The organism is Dyadobacter chenwenxiniae (assembly GCF_022869785.1).
Lineage (GTDB): Bacteria > Bacteroidota > Bacteroidia > Cytophagales > Spirosomataceae > Dyadobacter > Dyadobacter chenwenxiniae.
The window spans coordinates 893,395-918,876 of sequence record NZ_CP094997.1 but is presented as its reverse complement, the minus strand read 5'-3'; the positions used below and the strand labels follow the sequence as shown (position 1 = coordinate 918,876).

Annotated in this window: 20 protein-coding genes; 8 read left to right on the top strand and 12 right to left on the bottom strand. The window is 42.6% G+C overall.

The genetic code is table 11. The annotated features are described in order from the left end of the window. Nucleotides 1–26: 26 nt before the first annotated feature. From MUK70_RS03825 to MUK70_RS03810, 4 genes are all read right to left on the bottom strand, one after another. Nucleotides 27–1,637 (bottom strand): RagB/SusD family nutrient uptake outer membrane protein, encoded by a 1,611-nt coding sequence (locus MUK70_RS03825; protein ID WP_234658778.1) that lies wholly within the window; start codon nt 1,635–1,637, stop codon nt 27–29. A 19-nt stretch (nt 1,638–1,656) separates the two neighbouring features. Beyond that, nucleotides 1,657–4,920, bottom strand: a complete 3,264-nt coding sequence (locus MUK70_RS03820) for a TonB-dependent receptor (protein ID WP_234658777.1) — start codon at nt 4,918–4,920, stop codon at nt 1,657–1,659. A 250-nt stretch (nt 4,921–5,170) separates the two neighbouring features. Further along, complete coding sequence (locus tag MUK70_RS03815; protein ID WP_234658776.1) at nt 5,171–6,358, bottom strand: FecR family protein; 1,188 nt, start codon at nt 6,356–6,358, stop codon at nt 5,171–5,173. A 242-nt stretch (nt 6,359–6,600) separates the two neighbouring features. Further along, entirely contained in the window at nt 6,601–7,218 is a 618-nt protein-coding gene (locus tag MUK70_RS03810) for an RNA polymerase sigma-70 factor (RefSeq protein WP_234658775.1), read from the bottom strand. Nucleotides 7,219–7,679: 461 nt separating this feature from the next. Here MUK70_RS03810 and MUK70_RS31075 point away from each other — a divergent pair, with 461 nt between their 5' ends. The 4 genes from MUK70_RS31075 (at nt 7,680) to MUK70_RS03790 (ending at nt 11,510) form a co-directional block, all read left to right on the top strand. After that, complete coding sequence (locus MUK70_RS31075; RefSeq protein WP_374759746.1) at nt 7,680–8,024, top strand: Arm DNA-binding domain-containing protein; 345 nt, start codon at nt 7,680–7,682, stop codon at nt 8,022–8,024. After that, nucleotides 8,011–8,181 carry a hypothetical protein gene (locus tag MUK70_RS03800; protein ID WP_234658773.1) on the top strand — a complete coding sequence of 57 codons (171 nt, stop codon included), beginning with the start codon at nt 8,011–8,013 and terminating at the stop codon, nt 8,179–8,181. The genes MUK70_RS31075 and MUK70_RS03800 overlap by 14 nt, the downstream gene beginning before the upstream one ends. 910 nt (nt 8,182–9,091) lie before the next feature. After that, complete coding sequence (locus MUK70_RS03795; protein WP_234658772.1) at nt 9,092–10,024, top strand: CehA/McbA family metallohydrolase domain-containing protein; 933 nt, start codon at nt 9,092–9,094, stop codon at nt 10,022–10,024. A 13-nt stretch (nt 10,025–10,037) separates the two neighbouring features. Then, on the top strand, nt 10,038–11,510 hold the full coding sequence (locus MUK70_RS03790; RefSeq protein WP_234658770.1) for a glycosyltransferase family 39 protein: 1,473 nt from the start codon (nt 10,038–10,040) through the stop codon (nt 11,508–11,510). Nucleotides 11,511–11,536: 26 nt separating this feature from the next. On the opposite strand, the gene MUK70_RS03785 is transcribed toward MUK70_RS03790, so the two are convergent. The 3 genes from MUK70_RS03785 to MUK70_RS03775 are packed head-to-tail and all read right to left on the bottom strand — an operon-like array spanning nt 11,537 to nt 12,894. Beyond that, on the bottom strand, nt 11,537–11,800 hold the full coding sequence (locus MUK70_RS03785; protein ID WP_244784670.1) for an IS3 family transposase: 264 nt from the start codon (nt 11,798–11,800) through the stop codon (nt 11,537–11,539). A gap of 9 nt (nt 11,801–11,809) precedes the next feature. Beyond that, a complete protein-coding gene (locus MUK70_RS03780) occupies nt 11,810–12,379 on the bottom strand; it encodes an IS3 family transposase (RefSeq protein ID WP_244784668.1) in 570 nt (189 codons plus the stop codon). Then, nucleotides 12,376–12,894, bottom strand: a complete 519-nt coding sequence (locus tag MUK70_RS03775) for a helix-turn-helix domain-containing protein (RefSeq protein ID WP_234658927.1) — start codon at nt 12,892–12,894, stop codon at nt 12,376–12,378. The genes MUK70_RS03780 and MUK70_RS03775 overlap by 4 nt, the downstream gene beginning before the upstream one ends. 137 nt (nt 12,895–13,031) lie before the next feature. Between MUK70_RS03775 and MUK70_RS03770 the strand changes: the two genes are divergently transcribed. Beyond that, a complete protein-coding gene (locus tag MUK70_RS03770; RefSeq protein ID WP_234658905.1) occupies nt 13,032–13,883 on the top strand; it encodes a HEPN domain-containing protein in 852 nt (283 codons plus the stop codon). 11 nt (nt 13,884–13,894) lie between these two features. Here the strand turns inward: MUK70_RS03770 and MUK70_RS03765 are convergent, their stop codons facing one another. Continuing rightward, nucleotides 13,895–15,292, bottom strand: a complete 1,398-nt coding sequence (locus tag MUK70_RS03765) for a hypothetical protein (protein ID WP_234658907.1) — start codon at nt 15,290–15,292, stop codon at nt 13,895–13,897. Continuing rightward, complete coding sequence (locus tag MUK70_RS03760; RefSeq protein WP_234658909.1) at nt 15,282–15,890, bottom strand: RNA polymerase sigma factor; 609 nt, start codon at nt 15,888–15,890, stop codon at nt 15,282–15,284. The genes MUK70_RS03765 and MUK70_RS03760 overlap by 11 nt, the downstream gene beginning before the upstream one ends. A 347-nt stretch (nt 15,891–16,237) precedes the next feature. Between MUK70_RS03760 and MUK70_RS03755 the strand changes: the two genes are divergently transcribed. Next, complete coding sequence (locus MUK70_RS03755; protein ID WP_234658911.1) at nt 16,238–18,646, top strand: TonB-dependent receptor; 2,409 nt, start codon at nt 16,238–16,240, stop codon at nt 18,644–18,646. A gap of 13 nt (nt 18,647–18,659) precedes the next feature. Further along, complete coding sequence (locus MUK70_RS03750) at nt 18,660–19,487, top strand: DUF4249 family protein (RefSeq protein ID WP_234658913.1); 828 nt, start codon at nt 18,660–18,662, stop codon at nt 19,485–19,487. A 300-nt stretch (nt 19,488–19,787) separates the two neighbouring features. Here the strand turns inward: MUK70_RS03750 and MUK70_RS31070 are convergent, their stop codons facing one another. Then, complete coding sequence (locus MUK70_RS31070) at nt 19,788–19,967, bottom strand: PKD-like domain-containing protein (RefSeq protein WP_374759751.1); 180 nt, start codon at nt 19,965–19,967, stop codon at nt 19,788–19,790. Between the two features lie 214 nt (nt 19,968–20,181). After that, nucleotides 20,182–20,373: a hypothetical protein gene (locus MUK70_RS03745; protein ID WP_234658915.1), complete on the bottom strand. Its 192-nt coding sequence runs from the start codon at nt 20,371–20,373 to the stop codon at nt 20,182–20,184. On the opposite strand from MUK70_RS03745, the gene MUK70_RS03740 reads away from it, so the two are divergent. Beyond that, nucleotides 20,372–22,135: a hypothetical protein gene (locus MUK70_RS03740; RefSeq protein ID WP_234658916.1), complete on the top strand. Its 1,764-nt coding sequence runs from the start codon at nt 20,372–20,374 to the stop codon at nt 22,133–22,135. The genes MUK70_RS03745 and MUK70_RS03740 overlap by 2 nt on opposite strands. Before the next feature lie 626 nt (nt 22,136–22,761). On the opposite strand, the gene MUK70_RS03735 is transcribed toward MUK70_RS03740, so the two are convergent. Next, a complete protein-coding gene (locus tag MUK70_RS03735; protein ID WP_234658917.1) occupies nt 22,762–25,161 on the bottom strand; it encodes an ABC transporter permease in 2,400 nt (799 codons plus the stop codon). Between the last annotated feature and the right edge of the window lie 321 nt (nt 25,162–25,482).

The window sequence follows — 25,482 nt, the reverse complement described above, 5'->3', positions numbered from 1 at the left end:
AAAACAGACACGGAGAATACCATAGATCAATAACCTGGATTTTGAACCAGCGCAGGATTTAAAAGCATGGCTGAATTCGGGATCGGGAAAATGCGTTTGTTAACATCCGCATCCGTTTTGTATCCCCATTTATTTTCAAATTTTCCAAAACGGATCATATCGTTTCTGTGCCACATTTCGGAAGCAAACTCACGTGCCCTCTCCTCATAAATTGATTCAAGCGTAACACTAGTAAACGCTTTCGCTGTCCGAGCCGTCCTGATTGAGTTGACCAGAGACAAGGCGGTTGCACCGGAGGTTGCAGCTCCACCCCGCTGGATCGCCTCTGCTTTCATTAAAATTGCGTCGGCATAACGGAATATAGGCACATCGTTATTCTGGTTTCTGTTCAAAGAGGTAGCGTCCGGATGAAATTTGATGTTTCTGTACCCCATGTTCCAGGCAAGCTCATCGTTTCCAACATCGAAAGAGGCAACATCCTGTCTTAAAGTAACTTCTGGCGTAATGTTAACCTGATAAGTATATGGGGCAGAAGGGTCGGCACCTTTATAAAACTGGTCATACCCTTTTTTGGTGGTCGTTACAGTAACTGGCGAGCCGTCATCGTAAAACTGCAATCCCGTCAGCCATTCTTTATTTCTGATGTCCGTTGCATCGTTGAAATACTTGTAAAATTCGGGTAATGTACTCACCGCTGCATCAGGCGTAAACGGCATCTTGAATTTAGCAACCATACCTCTTGGAATATCATAGCGCGAATGCAGGTTCGTCGCACGGAACGGGAAGCTATTGGTTGCTGTCGCGTCGAAAGGAATTGCAAAAATGAACTCTTTCATGGCAGGGCCATTATCGGGATAGAACATTTTCAGGTAGGAACTTGCCGGTTCGAGCGAAAACTTGCCGGAACTAATAATTGCATCACAAGCTGCGATACAATCTGCATAACGGGGTGTTCCGGTGTAAACCTCCGCATTCAGATACATTTTGGCAAGTAACGCGTGCGCAAGATATTTTGTCGGACGGCCATAGGTCGAAATGTCTACAACTTCACTAAGATCGGGAAGTGCAGCTTTGATCTCTGTTTCCAGAAATGCAAAAACTTCTGCCCGTTTTGCATTCGGATGTGCACTGTAATCGCCATATGTTGTAATTATAGGTACATTTCCAAAACTGTCCATCATCCAGAAGTAAGCGAGTGCACGAACCATTTTAAGTTCTGCCAGGCTTTGGGTTTTGGACGTTCCTTCGGGCATATTGGTTTCGAGAATAGACAATGACTGGTTAACCGTACCGATAATTGTGCTCAGCCAGGTCCAATTTCCAGTGACGGTACTGTGGTCTTTTGTCCAGCTATGTAAGTGCAAATCCTTAAATTCAGCGCCATTATACCAGTTACCACCTTTGGCTGGAAAAATGGCTTCGTCCGTACTTAATGTCTGCAAGTGAAAATATTCAACAGAAATATTTCCCCGGAGCGCTACGTAAGCAGGTCCCGCTGCGCTGATAAACTGTGAAACATTTGTGGGGAAAACATCCGGAGTAAGTTCAGAAGTTACCGGCACATCCAGGTCGTGACAGGAAACCATTGTCCCCATTAAAACTGCTGAAAAGATGGTTTTTATATATGACTTTTTCATAATATCTAGTTTTTAAAAATCAGAATGATACGTTCACTCCCAAAAGGAAAGTTCTTGTTTTAGGGTAGAAATTATTCGAATCCACCCCTGGCGCGAGTCCACCCTGATTGATTTCCGGATCAACCCCTGTATATTTTGTGATCACAAACAGGTTGTTCACGGACGTGTATACACGCAGGCTTTTCATTCCTGAACCAATATTTTTGAAATTGTAGCCCAAGGTCGCATTATCGAATCTCAGGTAACTACCGCTTTCAACGAACCTCGAAGAATACTGATACGAATTGAAATCAGCCATCGATTCGCCCCCTGCATCAGCAAGAATGTTTGTGTACTGCGCAGTATTCGGACGGAACAGATCGGCACGGGTTGCGTTGAAAATCTTATTTCCAAAAGCACCGCGCACGAAAACATTCAAATCGAGGTTTCTGTAACGAAAGTTGTTAGACCAACCAGCCAGCAATTTTGGCTGCGCATTTCCAATGTATTTGTAGTCCACTCCGATGGAGGGTGTTGTTGTCAACTGCCCGTCTCCGCCGACAAACTGTGAAACGCCTGCCGCATCTTTACCTGCATACTGGAGAGAGAAAAACTGACCAAGTGGCTTTCCTGCTTTAAGGATTTCGAGCGAGTGGCTGGACTGTCCCAAACCTTCCGGATAAGCAAGCAAAACGGAGTCACCACCTGCAAAAAGCGGGTTAGATAGACTTGTAACCGTGTTCTTGTTGTGCGCAAGATTCAGACCCGTAGACCATTTCAAAGATCCTTTATCGAATACAATTGCATTCAAACTCAACTCAATCCCTTTGTTATTAATACTCCCGCCATTGGTCGTGATTTTACCAGTTGGCACCAGAATCGGATCTACACTGTACGAATAAATCATACCTGTCGTATTCTTGTTGTACAGTTCCAAAGTACCGCTCAGCCTTCCTTCTAATACTGCAAAGTCAACTCCAAGATTACTGGTTGCTGTTTTTTCCCATTTCAAGTCCGGATTGGCAGCTTGCGTTGGTCCGAGCGCTGCAGTAAGTGTTCCGTTGTAGTAATAAGTCCCAAGGCTTCCTGACAAAAACTGGGTTGTGTAAGCTCCAAAGCCAGTAGCATTACCCGTCACGCCGTAGCTTGCACGCAGTTTAAGATCATTAAAGACCTTTTGTCCTGTCATGAATCCTTCTTCTGAAATTCGCCATGCTGCACCAACAGACGGGAAATAGCCCCACTGATTGTTTTTACCAAAAACTGAACTTCCATCCCTTCTGACAGAACCCTGAAGAAGATATTTGTTTTTGTAATTGTAGTTGAACCTGGCAAAATCAGAAATCAGGCGTGTTTGCTGATAAATTCCATCAGCACCAAAGCCAATCTGAAAACCTGACACGCCGTATGGATTACTTAAAGCAAGGTTGTTGTAGCTGATATTATCAACCGGCATATTGCTCGTAATCACCTGGAAACCTTCGCCGATAATGTAATCCTGCCATGAATAACCTACAACAGCGTTAAGCGAGTGATCTCCGAATTCCTTGTTCCAGGTTAAAAATGTTTCGAGGATTTTGCTTGAATTGCGGTATGAACTTCTATTCGCTTGTCCGTTTGCACCAAACGACTGCTGTGTATGATATCCCAATCCAGGTTCAGGATTATCATACATATTATTGTAGTTATCAGTAAAATATTTGTTATAATAAGTGCCTCCTAATGAGTTGGTATTGAGATAAGATAAGTTTAAATTATACAGCAAGCCAAACGGCAGCTTCACCTCGGTTGTGAAACTACCAGTCAGGTTATTTGTTTTCGTGCTGTTTTCAGCATTGTTGATCATTGACAACGGATTGTAGTAATCTGTGTGATCCAAATTTTCAAAATAGCTTCCATCGGCATTTCTGACCGGAGAAACGGGCAGATAAAGAGCTGATTGAAGTAAAACGGTATTACGGAACGGAATGTCCCTGGCCGTGCTGTTAGAATTGGTAACAGTAAGCCCAAACTTGATTTTATCCTTGAAAGCGTATTGTTGCAGCGACAAACGGCCGATGAACCGTTTAAGGGAACTGTTGAGCAAGATACCTTCCTTGTTTACGTAGTTCAAACTTGCGCTGTATGTACTATGCTCGGTTCCGCCACTGAAGGATATATTATGATTTGTAGAAATCGCAGTTTTTCTCTGAACCGCCGACTGCCAATCTGTGTCTGCACCCAAGTCGTCTTTTGGAGCAAGTCCCACGCCGTTGTTTTCAAGAAAAGTTCGTAACTGCGCGCCGGTCATCATATCCAGTTTGTTCGAAACCTTTTCTATCCCTACAAAACCATTGTACGTTATTCTGGACTCACCTTTTTTACCCTTTTTAGTGGTCACCATGATCACACCGTTTGCCGCCCTGTTTCCATAAATAGCCGTCGCAGCTGCATCCTTAAGAATGTCAATAGAAGCAATATCGTCTGGCGCAATAGTCGCAATATCAGCACCGGGCACATTATCGATCACGTAAAAAGGCCCCTGCGAACTGTTAATTGTTGACGCACCGCGAAGAACAACCGCCGCTGGCTTGTTTGGGTCGCCGTTTGCCGTAATGTTCAAACCTGGAACTTTACCCTGCAAAAGCTGGCCAACGTCCGTAATTGCTCCTTTATTCATCTCTTCTGCTTTGACCGTACTTACAGCACTGGTCAGCGTTTTGCGTGACTGCGTACCATAGCCGATCACCGCAACCTCACCCAAAGTCGTGTTACTTTCTGACAGCGAAACTGAAATATTGCTCTGTTTGCCAACGAGAACTTCTTTTGAATCGAATCCGATATAGGAGAAAACAAGCACATCCGTGTCTGTCGCGTTTATGGAAAAATTCCCATCCATATCAGTCGTTGTTCCTAATTTGCTCGCTTTTACAATCACAGTAACCCCAATCAACGGTTTCCCATCCGAACCAATTACCTGACCTTTAATAGGTTCCAGAATCTTTATGATGGGAGTTATAATTTTATCCTGCTTCTTGGCTTGCAAAACAACCGTATGATCTACAATAGCGTAATCAACCTGCTGATTTTTCAAGACCTTCGAAAGCGCGTCTTCCAGATTAGCGTTCTGAATGGTAACACTAACTTTCGCCGCCTTGCTAATAAGCTCAGTTTTATGCCAAAAAGAGTAGCCACTCTGTTTTTCAATATCTTTCATTACTCTTTCCAGAGATGCATTTTGAGCAACTAATGTGATTTTCTGCGCTGAGCTGCTTGCGCTCACCTGCATACAAAAAGCCAGAGAAATAATAAAGATTAGCTTCATTACCAAAAATGTTTTGGTTGTCAAAAGACTCCGGTAACTGTCGGCTATATACGACAGGCCTCGTCTCTTTTGGTTTAAAGAGTTTCGATTCATACTTTTGTTTAGAGTTAGTAATACGGTTTTGGACAAATTGTAATATTTGCTGGCTCCTCTGAACGAGAACGTTGACGCGTTTTCGTTCTTTTTTTGAGACAGCACCTGTTTTTTGAATCTTACTGGTGTCTATTTTGTCATAGGCTCTAAAACTGGGTTATGGTGTTACAATAATTGATTTTCCCTCTATTCTGAACTTCACACCGCTAAGTGACAATATTTTAAAAACCTTGGAAACATTGGCATTTCTTGGTAACCTGCCTGTATAAGTTTCTTTCCCCGGATTTCCTTCATAGGTCACATCCACATCATACCATCGGGAGATCTGTCGCATGATATTTTCCAGATTATCATCCTGAAACTGAAAGAAGCCATTTTTCCATGCCATTTCTTTCTCAGTATCAATGTTATCCACCACACGGATATTGTTTGTGATGCTTTTTATTCGCGCCTGCTGACCGGGCAACAGCGTCGCTGAACCGCCCGCGATGCTCACTTTCACAGACCCCTCCAACAGTGTGGTTTTCATCACTTTTTCGTCAGCATAGGCCATCACGTTAAAGTGTGTTCCCAATACGGCTATTTCTGTATCGCCGGATTTTACTATAAACGGCATTCTGGCATTGTGCGCCACTTCAAAATAAACTTCACCAGTGATTTCCACTTTACGCTCTTTTCCTTTAAAAGCAGTGGGAAATCTTAAACTGGAAGCGGCATTCAGCCATACTTTGGAGCCATCAGGTAAAACAATGTGATACTGGCCTCCTTTCGGGGTAGCCATCGTATTAAACACAACCGCCTGATCAGGAACGCCGGAAACATTGTAGACCAACTCGCCTTTCTTTGATTTGGTAATATTCGTATTTCCCTGACTGGCCAAATTCCCATTTTTCGCACTGTCAAGCATGATACTGGAACCGTCTCCAAGGGTCAGGATTGCTTTATTTCCGCCCGGGGCAATGTCACCTGCTACAACACGTGCTGTGGTTTGCAGAGCAACCGGACTTCTATCTTTCCCCGACCACCAGTATATTCCCAAGGATAGGATTAAAACAGCAGCCGCTGCGATTTTTGACCAGAGATATCTTGTAGATGAATCACTAATAAATCTTTCAGATGACGAGATTTCGGAATTTGACGCCAGGATATTGCTTAATATTCGGTTTGAAACATGATCAGGCATCCGGATGTCACTCTCAAAATCATCCCATTCATTCTCCAGTGCCTCAATCAAAGTCTGATCGGGATTCTCTTTGATCCAAATTGCCAGCTCTTCCTTTTCTGATTCACTGTAAGTGCCTGCAAAAAACTTATTTGTCAGATATCTTATTCTCTCGTTATACATATCGAATTTTCCTTTTCTCCATAATTACTGCTGCACTTCGAATAATTACCGAACGATTCCATCATTGATCCGAACGATCACCAAATAAAAGACAAATGAGAAGCCCGCAGGGACTAGTCTGTGATGAAAAAAAACCAAATTATATTTAAAAAGCGCTTATGTACGCTTGAAACAGGCTTTTTACTTCCAAATTTCTTGTGACCTGATCCAAATCCATTAGAATTCAAGAGCAGTGAGAGTAATTAGTCTTTGAAGATGGTTACCAATGCCAACATCAGGAGTGTATCAGAATAGCGGCGAAGTTGTGTACGGATGGTAGACATTGCCTGTACAATGTGATTTTTAATTGTATTGGGAGAAATTTTAAGCATGTCAGCTATCTCATCGTGCGTCTTTCCTTCATGTCTGCTAAGCTTATAGATCATCTTTTGCTGAGCAGGCAGTTTATCAATGATGTCTTCGAGAATTTTTTTAGTTTCTTTCAGCGACACGGTATCCTCTGTTTGATTGTCAGAGGGATTTGCCTGAAACATTTCAGAGATGATTAATGTCTCGCGTGACATCCTCCGAAAATGATTAATTGCCTGATTTTTCGACATGCGAAACAGGTAACTTCCAAAATTATCAATCTCAGCAAGCGTTTCACGATCATTCCAAAGCTTTAAAAAAACATCCTGAACGATATCTTCCGCAAGCATTTCAGATTCCGTAAGGCTTGTCAGATAGGAATAGAGCTTATGCTTGTACAAATAAAAAAGGGACGTAAACGCTTTCTCGTCTGCCATAGAAGAAAGCGCCAGCAAAGTCCGTTCATTATTTACATCAGTTCCTAACACATCAGCAAAATAGAAGTTATGCAAAGTTCAAAATAACAATATTTTGTTCTAATTTGATTGAAAAAACACAAAGAAAATTACAAAAAGACAATAGCCTGCAAATTGAGTTTTTGATCCAACTCTTTATCGATGGTTGTCACCACTGAACGACTTTCCAGCTTTGCGAACCAATCTTTTGAACTGCTTACCAAGTAAGTTAAAGACAAGTCCAGCCATCAAGAAGATCTGGCGAGGAAGGCTAGCGCGGCACCGTCTCTCTCGCGATCCCTTCCGTTTGTGAGAGGGGATCACTGAAAGCACCTCAAAGGGCGCCTTTTTCGTTTAAAATGGCCTGAAAATCAGCTTGTTTGAAGATTCGTGAATCATTCTGATCAAAGTAAACCAACCGATTCGGTTACCTATCAGATTTTCTAAATTAGGTAACCGAATTTCGCAAAATAGCTTGTGTGATGTGGTTTTGAGGAAATCGATGCGTCGCCTGCGGGATGTCCCCGCCGGGAAACATTAGATCACTTAAAAATGTGAAGGATGAAAGCAATCAGAAACTTTCGATTTTATTCTGGCTCTTTAAAGCCAAAGCGACCAAGGATGGCAAAGCGCCCATCTATGTCCGGATTACCATTGAGGGACTCGAAGATGAAATTTCCCTGGGAAAAAAGGTGCACCCAAACCACTGGTGTTCCAAGACCAAAAAAGTGACCTCGCCAGGCATGGAAGCCAAAACCGCTTGCCGAGGTTTCTGCCAGGAAAGATGTCAAGTGGATCAGGCAGATCGCCAACATCGGTGTCAAAAAGGATCTGATTACCAGGAACCCCATGGAGAGCTTTAAGTGCTCAGGTGGAGAGGTGGAGGTAATCCCGCTGGAATTCGAACAGGTTGAGCGTATTTACCTCAAAAAATGCATGGACATTGAGGGCTGTTCTGGTGCGCAAATCACCCAGCGATTTGCTTCGTTTTCCATCGGGATCGTTAGAATATTATCATAAATTACATATACTTCGTAATAATGCTCACCGATACCGAAAATTTCCTCAGAATAAATTGCTCGGATCCATTAATAAGTCTTTTAGCAATCCTCTGTTTTTCAATTAATAATTCATTCATTGCTATTTTGCTCTCAAAATAGATCCCGTCATCGTATTCAAATTCCAACGCAACATATCTCTATCTCGACGGACTTAAGTTTGTCTATCACCAGATATAGGAATCAAACTGATGCTGCCCGATTCTCCTTCGCAAATCCGCTCGCGGCTACACCGGAAAGATTTAATCCTCATTACCATGGCTGCGTATCCTTTGCGTTAAAAAAAACAAGTGCTGATTGTGGGCAATAACACCTTCATTCCCCAGAAAGCACCCATCGCTGCAACGACAATAACTGCTATGCAGTCGGCATTAAACAAGGTTATACATTCTGGTTACCATACGGAATATATGATGCAATGGTGGGGTGAAAAATACAAATTTTCGAAATTTTTAAATTTCTTCCATTACCCCACCTTTCTCAAAATCCAACCGTAATTATCGAGGACTTATCATCAGTTTCTAATCACGAAACGTGCGTGACTTGCCCAAACATGACTGTAAGTTATCAGTGGGTTAACATTCTGCTAATCCCATAAATGCAATTTTACGGAATCCATGAAAGCACTTCGGTCTGCCTCCATTTTCTTATTCACGCTGGTTGTTTTACTATTGGTAAACCAATATTTCTTTTGCCCCAGATTTCAATTTTATCGGTCAGCGCCCTTCAATGGTAGCGCGATTTACAATCCATATAAATCGGCAAAATCTGACCATTGGGTGAAGTGCAATTTTCACGCGCACGCACGGAGCTGGAAGGGTATTACCAATGGACACGGGACAGCAAATGATGTTCACAGCGCGTACAAAGCATTGAAATATGGTGTTCATTGTGTTTCCAATTATCAGAATATTGATACAACCGGCTCTTTTGAAAAGAATTATATATCTGCATATGAACACGGCTTTAATATCAACAAAACGCATCAGCTTGTTTTGGGAAGCAAAAAAGTTCAATGGTTGGATTACCTTTTTCCACAAACTATTCACAATAAACAAGATGTGCTTAATCATTTGAAGGAAGCCCAGTCAGTTACTATATTAAATCACCCGGAATTAAGAAAAGGCTATGTTGATAGCGACTTTCAATCGCTGTCAGGTTATGATTGCATGGAAGTTTTAAATCCTTCCGTAATTTCAACAAGTCAATGGGATGCCGATCTTTCTGCCGGGAAAAAAACGTTTGTTGTTGGTAATGATGATTTGCACAATGTTATCAAAAAGGACCGGCTTGGCAAGATGTGTACATTTGTAAACGTTCGGGAAAATAGCAAAGATTTAGTTTTACAGGCACTTAAATCCGGAAATAGTTATGGTGTTGTAATTGGTGACAATCAGAATGTGGATTCAATACCTTATCTCAAAAGCCTGACAATTAGTACAGATATTATCACAATCGAATTAAGTCAACCTGCCAGAGAAATTGTTATTACTGGCCAGAATGGAAAGGTGATACAGTCGTTTAATAATCTTCAAAAAGTCAACTTTGTACTTAATAAAAACTACCATTACGCCAGAGCCACCTGCACCTATGACAATGGTACCAAGCTATATTTAAATCCTGTATTTTACACCGAAGATCCTGATTTGACTCTTTCAAAAGTTCCGGAAAATATTTTAGAAACGATGTTATTTCGTGCATTAGGTGTGATAATCCTTTTCACATGGCTGTTTCTGGTGGGAAAAGTGGTGCAATGGAACAATACGAATCGCCATTCCCGTCAATGGGTCTATTTTAAACTATAATTTCTGTCTATTAGTGGCACAAATAGCGTCGTCATTCAATCCATTAACTCAAATTATTGTCTTTACGGCACTGATACGCATTCTATTAGCCACTTTTCTTAATCTTGGCAATGATGAAGTTTATTACTTTACTTACGCAGTACAACCCGACTGGAACCACTTTGATCATCCTCCGTTAGTCGGACTTTTTATTCGGCTTACTACGTTAAACCTGACCTGGATTAGTGATCTGTCAATGCGTTTGCCAGCAATTTTTGGAGCTGCAATAAATACATGGCTTATTGCTAAATGCACACAGCGGATAGCCAATGAAAGAGCAGGCATTTTCGCTTCCATTCTCTATAATGCCTCAATCTATACTAGTCTTATTTCCGGGCTTTTTATTTTGCCCGATTCGGTACAGCTTATGTTTTGGTTGGTGGCGCTGCATGAAATGGTCAAGATCGTTACCGCACCAGAAAATGCAAACCAAAACAATCGTATTTTACTAGTTGGTATATGGATCGGCTTAGCAATGATGTGCAAAGTCCATGGTATTTTTCTTTGGCTTGGCTTTATAGGTTTCATTATTTTTCATCGCCGCTCTTTACTGAAAAACCCGTTTTTATATCTGGGAATAGCAATTACACTTCTTCTTATCTCCCCCATTCTCTACTGGAATATCAGCAACGATTTTATCACCTGGAAATTTCACAGCGAAAGAGTTACAGTTGACGAGGGCATTCATTTCAAATCGTTCCTGGTGACAACAATCGGCCAGATCCTCTATTCGAATCCTGTGCAATTCGTTATTTATGTCGTTTGCCTTACAGCATATGCAAAAAGAAAAAAGTTTATAGCAAGCGACGCTGTCCAATTGTTGTTATGGTGCAGTGTTCCGATCATTTTCGCAACAAGTCTGGTTTCCCTATTCAGAAGTACGCTACCTCATTGGAGCGGGCCTGGATTTCTGGGATTGATGATTATTGCAGCGGTTTACATTGATTTCAGCCTGAATCAATATTCAAAAAAAGCGTATCGTTTTTTAAAAGCTGCTGTTTTGATTGCCAGCTTTGTCTGTGTTGCTGGCCCTTTGCTTATCTACTTTTTTCCGGGCACCATCTCAGATAAGGCTTCTCCCGAGACCGGCCTAAATGACCCGACACTTGATTTGCATGGCTGGGATGAACTGCTACCTGCTTTCGACAAGATTCGCAAGGATGATATTGCAAATAAAAGAATGTCCGAAGGCGATCCGATGGTTGCACATAAGTGGTTTCCTGGCGGTCATATTTACTATTATGTAGCTTACCCTTTGAAAATGAGATTTATCGGATTAGGGGACTTGAACGATCTACATAAATTCCAATGGCTTAATGCGATATATGGGTCTATCAAGCCCGGATCAAATGCCTATTATATTTCACCTTCTAATCATTTTACAGACCCAAAGACACGCTATTCCGGAAAATTTGACATCATAGAAAAGGCTGCTACAATGGACTGAACCCCAAAAGTTGGACGAGTTAAGATTTAACGATTAGTGTGATGAGCCCGGTATTGAGCCGGGCTCATTCCATTTAAATTAAGCCTGATCCTATCTTTGTTGTAATAGTGAATGTAATCTTTGATGTCTTTTTTGAGCTCATCAATGCTTTGATATTTGTTCAGGTAGAACAATTCCGATTTAATTGTTCCAAAAAAGTTTTCAATAATAGCGTTGTCCAGGCAATTGCCTTTTCTGGACATACTTTGGGTAATGCCTTTTGATTTGAGCATTTTTTGATATTCACTCATATTCATTTGTCATCCCTGATCCGAATGTAGCACCAGGCTTTCTGGCTTATTTATCTTTTTAAATGCGGTTTTGAGCATTTGTGTGACTTGTTTGAAATTAGCCGATTCAGATAGGCTATAACTGATGATTTCTCCATTAAAGAGATCAATAATAGGAGATAGAAAAAGTTTTTTGTCTTTCACCCTGAACTCAGAGACATCCGTTGCCCATTTCTGTGATGGCTTTATAGATTTAAAATCCCTGTTGAGGATGTTGGGCGCTACCTTGCCTGTCTGACCTTTGTAAGAGCGGTACTTTTTGGCGCGGACCAGCGATTTAAGGTCCATGGCCTTCATCAGCTTTAAGACCGTTTTATGGTTGATGTTGCTGCCCATCTTACGGATAGTCATTGTAATGCGACGGTAGCCGAACCTTCCCTTATGCCGATCATAAACTTGCCTGATCTGCCTTCGCGCGTCTTTATACTTGCTGTCGGCAGCGCTATTTTTAATATGGTAGTAGAAATTACTTCTGGGTATTTCAAAGAGGTCCAAAAGCAATTCAAGCGGGTATTTCTGCCTTAACCCATGGATTGTCAACGCTTTTTCTTTTGCGCAGCTTCCTTCTCGCGGATTAAGGCATCCAGCTTTTTTAGCAAGTCATTCTCTGCCCTCAGGCGCAGGTTCTCGTTTTCGAGCTCCTCCAATCGGGTCAATGGACCGTATGTTTTAATGATCTTGGGTTTGTTTTTCATAGACCTGGGCCTGCCACGGGCCGTGATAAAACCATCTATACCAAACTGCTCATACTGCCTGATCCAGACATGTAAAGTACTCATGCTGGGTATTTTAAATTTGAAGCAGCACTCATTCAAAGATAAGCCCTGGTTCTGATAAGCATGCACGACTTGTTGCTTAAATTCTTTTGTGTAATTGTGCCCGTATTGCGGCAAAAGGCTTGAACCCCCGCCTTGCTTATAATGTCCAATCCATTTTTGCACACTGGATTTAGCAATCTTAAAGCGTCTGGATAATTCATTGATACCATCACCGGCTAGATAGGCTTTAACGACCTTTAGCCTGAAAGCTACACTGTGTTTTCTGTTTTTGCCCATAAAAAAGCCCCCAAGAAGTGTCTAACTTTTTGGGGGCAGTGCACAATTACTCAAAAAAGAAACGGGAAAGTTGCCCGTTACTGGTATGTTTACAGACTTTTGTATCTTACCAAAATTTCAAAAACCCCCACACACGAATGAAAACTTCCCTCTCTCACCTCCCGCAAAACAAGCAAGACCAGCTAAAAGCACTCACCCAAATAGTACTAGACAAAGTCCAGGCTGAAATGATCATTCTCTTCGGCAGCTATGCGCGGGGTGACTGGGTCGAGGATTACCAGGAGAAGTATGAGTATGTAAGTGATTTTGACATTCTGATTGTCACCAAAGACAAAAATTCCGCCAAACAAGTCAAGAAATCGCGTGAGCTGGAAGAAGAACTGATGGCGAATGAGGACATCACCAGGACGAGCATTATCTACCACAGCATTGGTTTCGTGAATGACAAGATCGAACGGAATTACTACTTTTTCGTAGATATATTGAAAGAAGGAATCATGCTTTTTGATTCTGGGAAATTCACCTTATCTGAGCCGAAAGATCTAAATCCGGCGCAACGGGTCGAGAAATCTACTGAGGAATTTGAGCATTGGTTTGAGGGAGCCAGCCGGTTTTTGGAAACTGCGTATATCCAGATTGAAAAAACGTGGTACAAGGAAGCGGCCTTTTTACTTCATCAAGCTACGGAACGATACTACGCAGCTGTTCTGCTTGTTTTCACAGACTATAAGCCGAGAATCCATGACATTGAGATTCTTGGGAATCAGGTTATTAAACAGCATGCAGAATTTACTACTGTTTTTCCGATGACCACGGAGGAAGAAAAGCGGCTGTTTGTACTTCTCAAAAAGGCGTATATTGATGCCAGGTATAATAGGAATTACAAGATTGAGAAAGGGGAGTTGGAGTATTTGGGGAGTCGTGTGGCGTTGTTGAGGGATTTGACGGAACGGCTTTGTCGGGAGCGGATTGGGCAGCTTGGGTTATAGTTCGTTAAAAGTCATCTATTAAATTTATACAAAACCTGCACCCTGGCACCCCACAAAAGATCTTTGTTGGAAAATTCTGTTTTACGTAATTGAGGACTAACGTAAGGACTTACCCTAAACAGGAACTTGTTCGAGCGACGCTCCAGACCCAGGTTTATTGTAATATCGTTAAAAGGCTTTATGGCTAATTTTGCATTGTATTCTCCTTTATCAAAGGATTGACTGTCTTTCTTATAATTGAAATGGATGTCTTTTAGGGAGTAAACTGTAAGATCGGTTCCTACTCCGAAACTTAGGCCCCAATTCGGACGTATCTCGTGATGATATGCAATGGTTAAGGGAATTTGAACGAGCTGGTAATTTTGTTCAATATTTAACAAATCAACATTTTGAGCTACATAGGGCGCATATAAAGTCCGAAAATCCTGGCCGGTCTCTTGACCAAACTGCTCGGCAGTGTCGTAACTGTCGCCGGTGATCTCTTTCCAGCGGGCACCGGTTTGAAAACTCCATTTGGGAGTGATCCGCAGCTCTCCAAGAAGTGAGCCTTCCACCTGTCTGTTACCTGCGCCAAGGCTTCCACCCACATAATAATCCATCTTTTTAAGAACCGACTTCATTGATTCGGAGTAATATTTGGGTTTGTCTTTGCTAGCAGAAGATGATTTTTCCGGCGTCTTTAAAACCGGTAGTTTTAACTCCGAAAATGAAAGATGAATGTTGCCAATACGGCTATTAATTATTGGCTTACCAGCTTTGGGAAAATCATCTTTATTTGTATACGCTGCCTTGTTTGCCGGATTATTGTCGTTGCCAGTTGTTTCGGAGGATCCTTTCCTAACTACGGAATTATCTGATCTGCTGGCATTTAATTCTGCGCCAGAAGCATTATTCTGAGCAATGGATTTCGCAGTAGTACCAGCCATTTGGTTCGGTACCATGCCAGATGAATCTGCTGGTCTGAAGTTTGGATTCTTTACTGATTCATCCGTAAGCGGATTATTAATTGGCTGCTGAATTTCGTTATGAGGACTCTGCCTGGTATAAAGCAACTCCTGACGATTTTGAGCTGCAATGGTTTTTTCAATATATCGGTCAATGTATACGGTGTCGACACGTAGACTTGTTTTTTTAGTAGAATTTAGTTCGATAGAAGTGATTCTGCTTTTTAAAGAATCCAGGGAGGATAAGAGTTTTTTATTGGTAAGATTTTGAACATAATTGAAGGTTAGAGAGCCGACCAATAACGAAGCGCCCAACCCGTAAATCAGGATTTTAGTCCATGAAAAATGGGGCATACTATTGCCATTCGAAGAGACATAATTATATATCCGATCGACTTCTTCATCGCTTGGATCTAGACCCAATAACTTTTTCCGGAATTCGTCGTCAAATTGCTCAGTTTTCATTAAATCCCTTATTAGGCCAGTTATAAAGTTGATACAAATGCGGAAAGTTTAGTTTTATCATTGTCTGCAACTTTCGTCTGGCATCCCTCAGGTTAGATTTTGATGTTCCTTCCTGGATACCAAGCATGTTAGCTATTTCTTTATGTGAATACCCATCAATTACAAACAGTGTGAAAACCATTCTATATGCGGGTGGGAGGCGTTGAACCATTATCAATATTTCTTGGGCAGATATTTCGCTTAAAATGTCATCACTCCAGTCCGCGACTTCCAGATCATCCAGACTAAGCTGTCCCTGCCATTTGAGATTCTTTCGGTAATGGTCAATGGCCGTATTAATAGCAATTGTTCGAAACCATGCTTTGAAAGGTTGAGCTTTGTCATAGCTATGTAAATTATTAAACACTTTTAAAAAGCAGTCATTGACAATCTCTTCCGCTTCCTCAAAGGTAGCTGCATATCGAAGCGAAATGCTTTTGGCATATCCTGCAAATTGTCGGATCAGACATCGTTGGGCCTGAGCATTGCCATCCTTACAGGCATCCAAAATGCTTGACAGATCCTGTTCATCAAAGAGAGCTTTCCTTCTAAATAGCAATGGTAATTAGATTTAACATCATCTTCTTCCCCTTACGGAAGGTAACATGCAAAGGTGGGGTGTGATTCTATATTTTTTTGAGAGAGGAAAAATTTTTAGCATTCACCCCACTATTTTTCCTGACAACCCGTAATGGCCTTTGAAAACAGTCGTGCTGTCGAAGCCAAGCCTCACATTAACGACAACTAGAATCTAAGCAAGCGTATAGCGCTTATCGTTTGCTTGTGCCTTACCTTCTTTTTCAAAGGATCTACAAATTCATGAACCATCTCGCATCTGAGAAGGGCGATTGCTTGTGGGGTAGATGAAATTTTAAACAACACATAAATAACCTCTTTGTAAACATTATGAAAAAAACAAGTCAATTAAAACCCCTTAGGTCAAGAAAAAGACAGGCCTTATTTACGGTGATGATGTTGTGCCCAGTATTCCTTTTTGCACAAACAAAATATACAATTAGTGGTGTAGTCAAGGATGTTGGCAACGGTGAAACACTCTCGGGGGCAACTGTCCTTTTAAAAGGTACTTCCATTGGAAGCACGACCAATGAATATGGTTTTTATTCTATCACAGCACCTGAAGGTAATTATACCTTAACCATTTCCTATTTAGGATTTACAACTTTTGAAAGGGCAATAGACCTTAACTCTAATCAAAAGCTCAACATTGAGCTTAAAGAAGATGACGCTCAATTAGATGAAGTAGTCATCACAGCTGAAGAATCAAAGAAAGTTGACCTTCAAACACCGCAAATGAGTGTGGCAAGACTCTCAACTAAGGATATCAAACAGATGCCTGTCGTGTTGGGTGAGGTAGATTTGATCAAGTCCATTCAATTGCTGCCAGGTGTTACCAACGCCGGCGAAGGCGCATCGGGCTTCAATGTACGCGGTGGTGCAGAAGACCAAAATCTAATTCTTTTGGATGAAGCAATTATTTACAACGCCTCCCATTTGTTTGGTTTCTTCTCAGTATTTAATGCTGATGCCATTAAGGATGTTAAACTTTATAAGGGAGGCATTCCTGCACGTTTTGGAGGGCGGGCTTCTTCTGTACTGGATATACGTCAAAAAGACGGAAATAGTAAAGCATTTGAACTCACTGGCGGTATTGGTGCTATTTCCAGTCGCTTGGCGGCGGAAGGGCCAATGTTTAAGGACAAAGGCTCGTTTCTTATCGCTGGTCGAGCTTCTTATGTAAATATATTTTTAGCCTTGGCCAAGGAGAGTAGTAGAGCCGGATTTTACGATTTGAATCTGAAAACGAATTATGAAATTAATGAGAAGAATAAACTATATCTATCTGGTTATCTAGGGAATGATAACTTTAACCTGGCAGGCTTGTTCACTAATTCATACGGAAACCTCTCAGGAAACTTGCGATGGAATCATATTTTTAATAACAAGTTATTCTCCAATGTATCCTTAATATACAGTCGTTATAATTATAATCTGGAAATTCCCATTGAAGGAATTGATTGGACCTCAGATATAAGCAATTATAATATGCGCTATGACTTTGGGTATTATGCAAGCGATAAATTAAAATTTGACTTTGGAGTAAATGGCATTTATTACAACTTTAATCCGGGCAGGCTCAACCCTTTGAATGCAACTTCGGGTGTTAATCCGGAGAAATTGGACGATAAATTTGCTTTTGAAGCTGGGGTTTATGCAAGTTTAGAACATAAGATTTCTGGAAAACTCACCGCTGAATATGGGTTGCGTCTTAGTTACTTTAATCGGCTGGGAAAGCAACCATTAAATAATTACGCCAATAATTTACCAGTCATTTACAACGAAGAATTAGGAATCTATGAGCGTGCCGAACCCATTTCCAGTACCAATTACGGTAAGGGGAAAAGCATAGCTACATTCAATAATTTAGAGCCTCGGTTTGCACTTTCATATCAGCTTAATGAGAACTCTTCTTTTAAAGCAAGTTATAACCGGGTTGCTCAATACCTGCATCTAATTTCCAATACCTCATCAGCCACGCCATTAGATGTTTGGGCACCTAGCGGAAAGTTTATTGAACCACAAATGGCAGACCAATATGCTGTCGGCTATTTCAGAAATTTAAACGAAAATATGTTTTCGATCGAAGCCGAAGCCTATTACAAAACGATCGACAACAGGATAGATTATATTAACGGCGCAGAGCTTATAGCACAAAACACCATTGAAACCGAAATTTTGACTGGTGAAGCCCGAGCTTATGGATTAGAGTTTCTATTGCGGAAAAACCAAGGCGATTTTACAGGCTGGGTGTCATATACGTTGTCAAAATCGCAACAGCGCACACCCGGAGGAGCAGCCGGCGGAGCAGGTATTAACAACGGGAAATGGTATAACTCTAACTGGGACAGAACCCACGACTTTGAGTTTACCGGAAGTTACAAACTCAACGAAAAATGGCGATTTGGGGCGAATATGGTATTCCAGACAGGACGACCTGTTACCTATCCTAACGGACAGTTTATATACAACGGATTATCCGTGGCGACTTATTCCGAAAGGAATGCAGACCGATTGCCGGCCTACCACAGACTAGACCTTTCTGCAACCTTAACACCTCGAAAAAATAAAGATAGAAAATGGCAGGGAGAATGGGTATTTGGCATATACAACGCTTATAACCGAAGTAATGCAGCCTCTATTTCTTTTGGTCAAAATCACCAGACAGGTGTATCTGAAGCCACTCGTACTTCCATATTTGGTATCGTGCCTTCAGTAACATACAATTTTAATTTTTAAAACAATGAAAAACATGAATATATACGGCAAGTTAGGGGCACTCCTTCTATTAATAGGACTTTTAAATTCTTGTACCGATGTCATCGACGTTAATGTCCCAAACGGCGGGGCACGATTGGTGGTTGATGCGTCTATTAAGTGGCAAAAAGGTACTACGGGAAAAACACAAACCATTAATCTAAGAAAATCAACTGCTTTTTTTGATAAGAATCCAGATGTTCCTGTTACGGGTGCTTCAGTAACAGTAACCAAAGAAAACGACGGGTCGGTATTTGTGTTTGCCGACCAGAATAATGGTAGTTACACTGCAACCGATTTTGTCCCGGAATTAAACGCATCGTACACTTTGAAAATCCTTTACAACGGCAACTCCTACACGGCAACCGAAACCTTAATTGCAGCACCTGTTATTAATCGGGTTGAACAAAAGATTGAAGGTTCTGATGGTGACAAGGAAATTGTGCTTCAGGTATTTTTTGACGACCCCGGAGCTGTTAAAAATTATTATTTAGGAGAATTTACCCCGTCTAATCCACCACTGCCGTCTCTTGCAGTTATTAGCGATAAATTTTCAGATGGCAACGAAAATTATATTGAGAACGATAATGAAAACAATGTTGCCGGAGTAACTGTAGGAATTAATGTGTATGGTATTTCAAAACGATATTATGACTATTTAAACATATTGATTCAGCAATCTGGAAGTGATGAAGGCGGGCCTTTTCCAACTATCCCCGTTCCGTTAAAAGGAAACTGTACTAATGTCAATGATTCTAACGAAGAAGTATTGGGATATTTTAGGCTGGGTGAATTTGATACTACCTCATATAGGGTAAATTAGCAAGCATCCCGAACTGCAATTGTTTTTCTAGTCATTTTCCACAGATCTATTTGCTTGAAAATAGGCGAGATTCTATGAACTATCCGGAAGCTCAACACAAAAATTTTATAAATGAATTGGAAAAAGTTCATCGAGCTATAAAGAGGAAAGCATTTAGATATCTTACTGGTAGTTAAAAGCAAGATAGGTAAAACGTGCAGTAACAATGATGATGTAAAAAAGAATCCTAATTTGTAGACCGAGTCATAGATTAAGAAATTACTGTTGCTTTCACCTAGGTGGAGAACTCGGAGCCACGGATCACCACAATTCAGAAATTACGGACATCTCGTTTCGGTTGAAATTGACAATGCTAGTGCCTTGTCCTGATACAATAGAAAGTGTCCCACTTACCACCCAAGTATAAGAAGCACCGCTAATATTGGTTACTGTAAAATTTCCAGATCCGGAAATGTGTACCGCTTTTTGGATCCACCTCAAGCTGCCGTAAGACTGCGCCCCCTCGCCTACTCATCCAGATCCGCCGCAGATTTCGGACGCTATATGAGACATATTATCAATTAAAATGTAGGCTATTACAGCTTAGCGAGAAATTTTGCGCTCAAATGTGCAACTAATCACGAAGGCCTGGAATAGGCCTACGTTAAACCTGATCCAGAAAATGGTATCCTCGAAAACATTCGGCAAACCGTTTTCAATGGCCTGCCCAATTTGAGCCACAGCGCCCCCCCGATTTCAAAGAAGATGGATCTGATAACCGGTTCTGAAACCAGGCGATATCTTTTTCAGAGTCTTTAAAAAAGATCTCTTTTGAATACCAATTAATTTTTTTTGAAGAATGTTGAATTGCCGGTGGCTTGGTTGTCAATGCGGCTGCAAACATCATGACCAGAGTTTTCGGCTCCAATTCGTCGGTATATCAAGAGTGGACGCAGATTGGTTACCTTTTGTATACGGTCGGGAGCCCGGCTGATCTACCTTTTGTACACCTAAAAAAATTGCTGTTGGTTTTGATCAACCCTACGTTTGCATTGCCTTCCCAGAAAAGGATTTCCCTGGTTCTGAGGCAGGGTTTAATCAATCAGTATTTTATCCATTTATTAATCAACGCCATGAAAAATCTATTGTTAATTCGAATTTCCAGATCATCATTAATCATTTCCCGGGCAATGCTGCTCTTCGCTTTGCTTATATTCTTTCAAAGCTGTAAAGACCCGGACATCGCCTCGGACCCATCCGTTTCCCAGCAGACGGGCAATGATCCGCAGTTGCAAGCGCTCAGCAATGTTTTGGCCAGCGTTACCGGCGCACCTGTTGATAAAGTCGTTTACGATCTGAATGAAAAGACATTCACCATCGACGGTGACATTAAAGTTTCAAGAAGCAGTGCCGAAGGTTATCTTAATGCCGATAAGGGATCAAGGGTGAACCAGCGGCAACTCTTGTGGACGCTTAAAGACGAAGTTGTGAAAGACATAAAGGTTCACTTCGCCTGGGGCGTTTACACGGACTGGTATGAACCTGCCATCCTGGCAATGAAAGATTGGAATGAGATACCTAACACAAAGGTGCATTTTCACCAAACAACCAATCTTGATGAGGCTGACATCCGGATAACTGCCCAGTATGGTTTTCCCAATCCCGATGGATCGCCAAACTGGGTAGCGCGCCAATGTCTGCCGAACGCGGACGGAACAATAGGTGGCGGCATGGAAGTCAATGTTTATTACAATGCCGAGAGCATCATGCCCTTATCTAAAAAACGGCTTGCTATTGCCCACGAGCTGGGTCACGCAATCGGCCTCACCCACACAGACAAACTCTCAGGTTTCCTTGAGGTTCAGGTTTGCGACACACCCATTATGGATAGTTATTCGGTGATGAACTCGTCGGTAAGCAATTGGAAAGGGTTTAGTAAATACGACATGAAAGCAGTGGCAACCATGTATCCGCAACATACCTGGAAATATTATCCCACTCAGGCCACAGATATCGCAGCATCGTCGGGCAAGACTCAATGGTTGTGGACGATCAGTAAGACACCAGCCAGCGGAGGATATGCAATCAACAGGTATAACTATGTGACACATCAATTCCTGCCGGTTCCGGGAGGAGCTCTCCGGATAGCCGTAGGCCCAGACGGCCTGCCATGGATTGTAAATAACAAAGGGGAAATTTATAAAATGAGCATTGATTCCAAGTGGCAAAAGCTGACAGGCAGCGCACTCGACATTGCCGTTGGGACTACCGGCACAGTACATATTATCAGCACAGTACCCGCCCCTGGCGGTTTTGCGATCAAATACTGGAAAAACAACCAGTGGAACCAATTGCCCGGGAAGGGCGCGGTACGCATCGCGGTATCTTCAACAGGTGTTGCCTGGGCCATTGATAATGCCAATAAAATCCTGAAATCGAACGGAACATATATGGAAGATACCGGCGCATTTGGCAGGGACATAGCAGCCGGAGGTAATGGCTCGGTGTATGCAATTGGTCAAACGGCGGTTCTTGGAGGCTATTCGGTCAAAAAAAATGAAAATGGCTGCTGGGTGCAATTAGATGGAGGCGGCGTAGCCATCACAGCCCACGGCAACGGCATGGGACCTGCGGTCATTGATAATTTTGGAATGGTCAGGGAATATTAAAGAGCTGGCCCCTCCGGCTTTAAATAAATGATCAGGAAAGTAACTTCATGGATTAACAACTTGTTTAAATCTGAAAAGCCGACTGCATCCCCTTTCATTTTGGAAGGGGATGTTCGCATAGAAGACGACAAGTTGATTTACTCGGCGAGAGAAGATTCCGGCCAACAGTGATCGGCCTGGTGCCACTGCAATAAGTGTATGTTACACCACAGAGAATTGTCAGAATCTGGTGCACTCCGAGAAAACAACATTTTTCGGAGTATGCGCCCTCAGATAATTGCTTGTTAGTAAATTAAGCAAATTGGCTTGACCCACACTCGCATGCTGCATGTGCAGCTCACAGTCAGTAAGCGCATTATTGATTCATGGATTGGTGTCATGCATGTCCAAAGATACCACGGCTCACTGATTGAACACAATTTAAAATAATTTCACAAATCCTCGCGGGTGTTGCACAACTCCTATTTGCAGCAGCCATTATTGTTACTCAATCCGAACGTATTTTAGTCAGCAGTATCAACTGGCCACGCTCATTTTGAGATTCCTGCGTTTCTGCAATCGACAGCCAAGTCTTCAAGAATTTCAAAGATTCGGGGTGCTGAGCCAAGACGTTAGTACTTCACTTGTTATTGCACCCTCAGATGTCTCACAGGGTTGGCAACAGCGGCTTTCAGTGCATGACCGAGCACCGTTGCGGTCGTAATAATGGCCATTAGCGCAATAGTCGCGAGTAATATCCAGCCGTTCACATGGATCCGATGCGCATACTGCTGCAGCCAGCCAGAAGTCAGCCACCAGCCGAGCGGCGCGGCCAATACAAAACCAATCGCCATTAATCTACTGAACTCCTTTCCAAAAATCCACAACATTTGTGCAGTACGTGCGCCAAGTATCCGACGCATACCAATCTCTTTCGCACGGGTTTCGGCCATAAAAGTGACCAGACCATACAGACCAAGACAGTTCATGGCAATGGCAATGCAGGCAAAAATCTGCACGAACCCGGCCAATAGATCTTCCATTTTGGTGAATGACTTCATGAGCCTGTCGACCGACGAAGATTTGTACAGATGATCGGGCATAACTTGTTCCCAAATAGTTTGTACCGCTTTTTCTGGCAGGTTCTGTTGACGTGAGGTGAAAGAAAGCACTGCCATCGCCGTGTGTTTTCGATCATGGATTAAGGTAACGGGGACTATCGGAGAATGCGAATCACCACTTCGGAAATCTTTCACTACCCCCACAATGGTACGGTCCGCATCTTTGATGCGCATTCGCTTGCCGATTATCTGGGCTGGTGAAGAAAGGCCCAGTCTTTTTACCATAGTTTCGTTCACAAGCACTCGTTGCCCGGTTGTGTCGGCTGCATCGAAGTTGCGGCCCGCGACAAGTGTTAGCCCAAATACCGCCAGGTATTTCCCATCGACCGCCCTGACCCGCGTTTCGAATTGCTCCGGTTCGCTTGCCGTGTGATAACTAAAAGATGCGGGACGATTGTACGGTGATGCCGGTGGATCGCTTGCGAAGGTAACCGATTCAACTCCTGGTATGCGTTGCCACCCATTCCTCAGCCTTTCATATTGGGCTGGCACCTGCTGGGGAAGCCATATAGCGAGCATCCCTTCGTTATGGAAGCCCCAATCTATTTTTTGCATATGGCGCAGCTGCGCAGTTATAACCAAAACGACAATCAGGAATAATTGGGTAAGAAGGAATTGACCTGTAATGAGTGTCCTACGGATGTTCAGCCCACCGGCGCCGCGGTCCAAACGGCCAGCCAGCGCTTTGGCGGGATTGAAACCAGAAAGGACTATCGCCGGATAAAATCCGGAAAGCAACGTGACGCCGATTAATAGCGGCAAAAACCAAAGTAATGCGCCAGGTTCCAGGAGGTCCAAAATTGAAATGGACGGTTTAAGTGTTTCGTCCTGATCATTAAGAGTCTGGTTCACAAAGGGCATCGCAAGCTGTGTCAGCACAAGTGCCACTAGCACTGAAAATAGGGTGATCAGTCCGGTTTCGATCATGAATTGTTTGAGCAGCTGAAACCGGTTACTTCCAACAACCTTTCGGACGCCAACTTCCCGCGAACGTTGTAACGCCTGTGCAGTGGCCAGATTGATATAATTAATGCAGGAAGCTCCTACCAGTAAAAGACCAACCGCGATCAAAGAATACAGTACAACCCTGGGAGCCATTCCGCTACGCTGGTGGTTCAGCTCTTCCAGTGGAAGAATATGGTACGAAAAGTGGCTCGATTCGGCTGGCGGCAAATACTTCTTTTTGATGGCACGCAAGGCGCCAAGCAGCTGGTCTGTCTTTGAACCATCACGCATGAGCACAAAACACATGCTCTGAAGCCCCAGCCAATCCTGCATTCCGGCCTGCGATTCGATTACCGGAATGGTAGCGTAGGAAATGAGCCCGTCATAACGCAGTTGCGTGTTTGTCGGCGGATTTTTAATAATACCGGTTACTGTGAGATCAACACGGCTATCAAACCGAAGCGTTTTTCCCATCGCGGCGGTTGTATTGAAGTATTTTTCGGCATATCGCTCGCTAAGGACGATGGCGTTTGGTGACGATAGCGCGGTTTCAGGGTTTCCACTGACCCATTCCACCCCGAAAAGATCAAAGTACTGGGGCTCGGTAAAACACATATTCCGAGCTTCATTAAATTTTTTCGCCCATCCCCCCTTGCCATTAGGGACGCTGATCATCCGGCCAAAAAGGGTTTCCAGTCGCACAGCACTTTCAACAAACGGGTAACTCCGGCGCAAAACATCGGCCAATGGTCTCGGCGCGGCATCGGTCTGCTTCGTCGATTCCCGGTGAACATCTGTTACTACCCAATATGAACGGTCGACATGCGGATGATACCGGTCAAAGGTCAGCATGTAATTGACCACCAGAAAAATTACCAGGCCGCTGGCGAGCCCAATGCTGAGGTTTGCGGCGCGAATAATGTTTACGTGTTTTTCACGCCAGATCCGGCGCCATGCGAACGATAGGAAATGTGATAGCATAAAAGTCGTTTTTAAGATAAACAACTTTTATATGTAAATATACTTTATATATAAGACAAATTTTAGAAATTTTGTTGTTTACAATTTTTGTATTTATCACAATTCAGGGGAACTTTATCAGGCGTTGAGTGGCACTTATTAAGGAGTTTAATGCGATTGCCAGTGCCCTCATCAATTTATGATCGATCAGCTTTGCAGAGACTATATTCCACTTGATGCGGAGAAATATGTATTCCGTGCCAAACATACCGAAAGAAACCTGACTAGAGTTACAAAGGTGTCGCGTCTGCCAAAAAGCCAGTGAAAGCTCAATATGGAGCA

Coding starts and splice junctions, on each gene's coding strand:
- MUK70_RS03825 (WP_234658778.1), bottom strand. CDS start 1,637: ATGAAAAAGTCATATATAAAAACCATCTTTTCAGCAGTTTTAATGGGG.
- MUK70_RS03820 (WP_234658777.1), bottom strand. CDS start 4,920: ATGAAGCTAATCTTTATTATTTCTCTGGCTTTTTGTATGCAGGTGAGC.
- MUK70_RS03815 (WP_234658776.1), bottom strand. CDS start 6,358: ATGTATAACGAGAGAATAAGATATCTGACAAATAAGTTTTTTGCAGGC.
- MUK70_RS31075 (WP_374759746.1), top strand. CDS start 7,680: ATGTCCCCGCCGGGAAACATTAGATCACTTAAAAATGTGAAGGATGAA.
- MUK70_RS03800 (WP_234658773.1), top strand. CDS start 8,011: ATGGAGAGCTTTAAGTGCTCAGGTGGAGAGGTGGAGGTAATCCCGCTG.
- MUK70_RS03785 (WP_244784670.1), bottom strand. CDS start 11,800: ATGAGTGAATATCAAAAAATGCTCAAATCAAAAGGCATTACCCAAAGT.
- MUK70_RS03775 (WP_234658927.1), bottom strand. CDS start 12,894: ATGGGCAAAAACAGAAAACACAGTGTAGCTTTCAGGCTAAAGGTCGTT.
- MUK70_RS03770 (WP_234658905.1), top strand. CDS start 13,032: ATGAAAACTTCCCTCTCTCACCTCCCGCAAAACAAGCAAGACCAGCTA.
- MUK70_RS03765 (WP_234658907.1), bottom strand. CDS start 15,292: ATGAAAACTGAGCAATTTGACGACGAATTCCGGAAAAAGTTATTGGGT.
- MUK70_RS03755 (WP_234658911.1), top strand. CDS start 16,238: ATGAAAAAAACAAGTCAATTAAAACCCCTTAGGTCAAGAAAAAGACAG.
- MUK70_RS03750 (WP_234658913.1), top strand. CDS start 18,660: ATGAATATATACGGCAAGTTAGGGGCACTCCTTCTATTAATAGGACTT.
- MUK70_RS03740 (WP_234658916.1), top strand. CDS start 20,372: ATGACCAGAGTTTTCGGCTCCAATTCGTCGGTATATCAAGAGTGGACG.
- MUK70_RS03745 (WP_234658915.1), bottom strand. CDS start 20,373: ATGATGTTTGCAGCCGCATTGACAACCAAGCCACCGGCAATTCAACAT.
- MUK70_RS03735 (WP_234658917.1), bottom strand. CDS start 25,161: ATGCTATCACATTTCCTATCGTTCGCATGGCGCCGGATCTGGCGTGAA.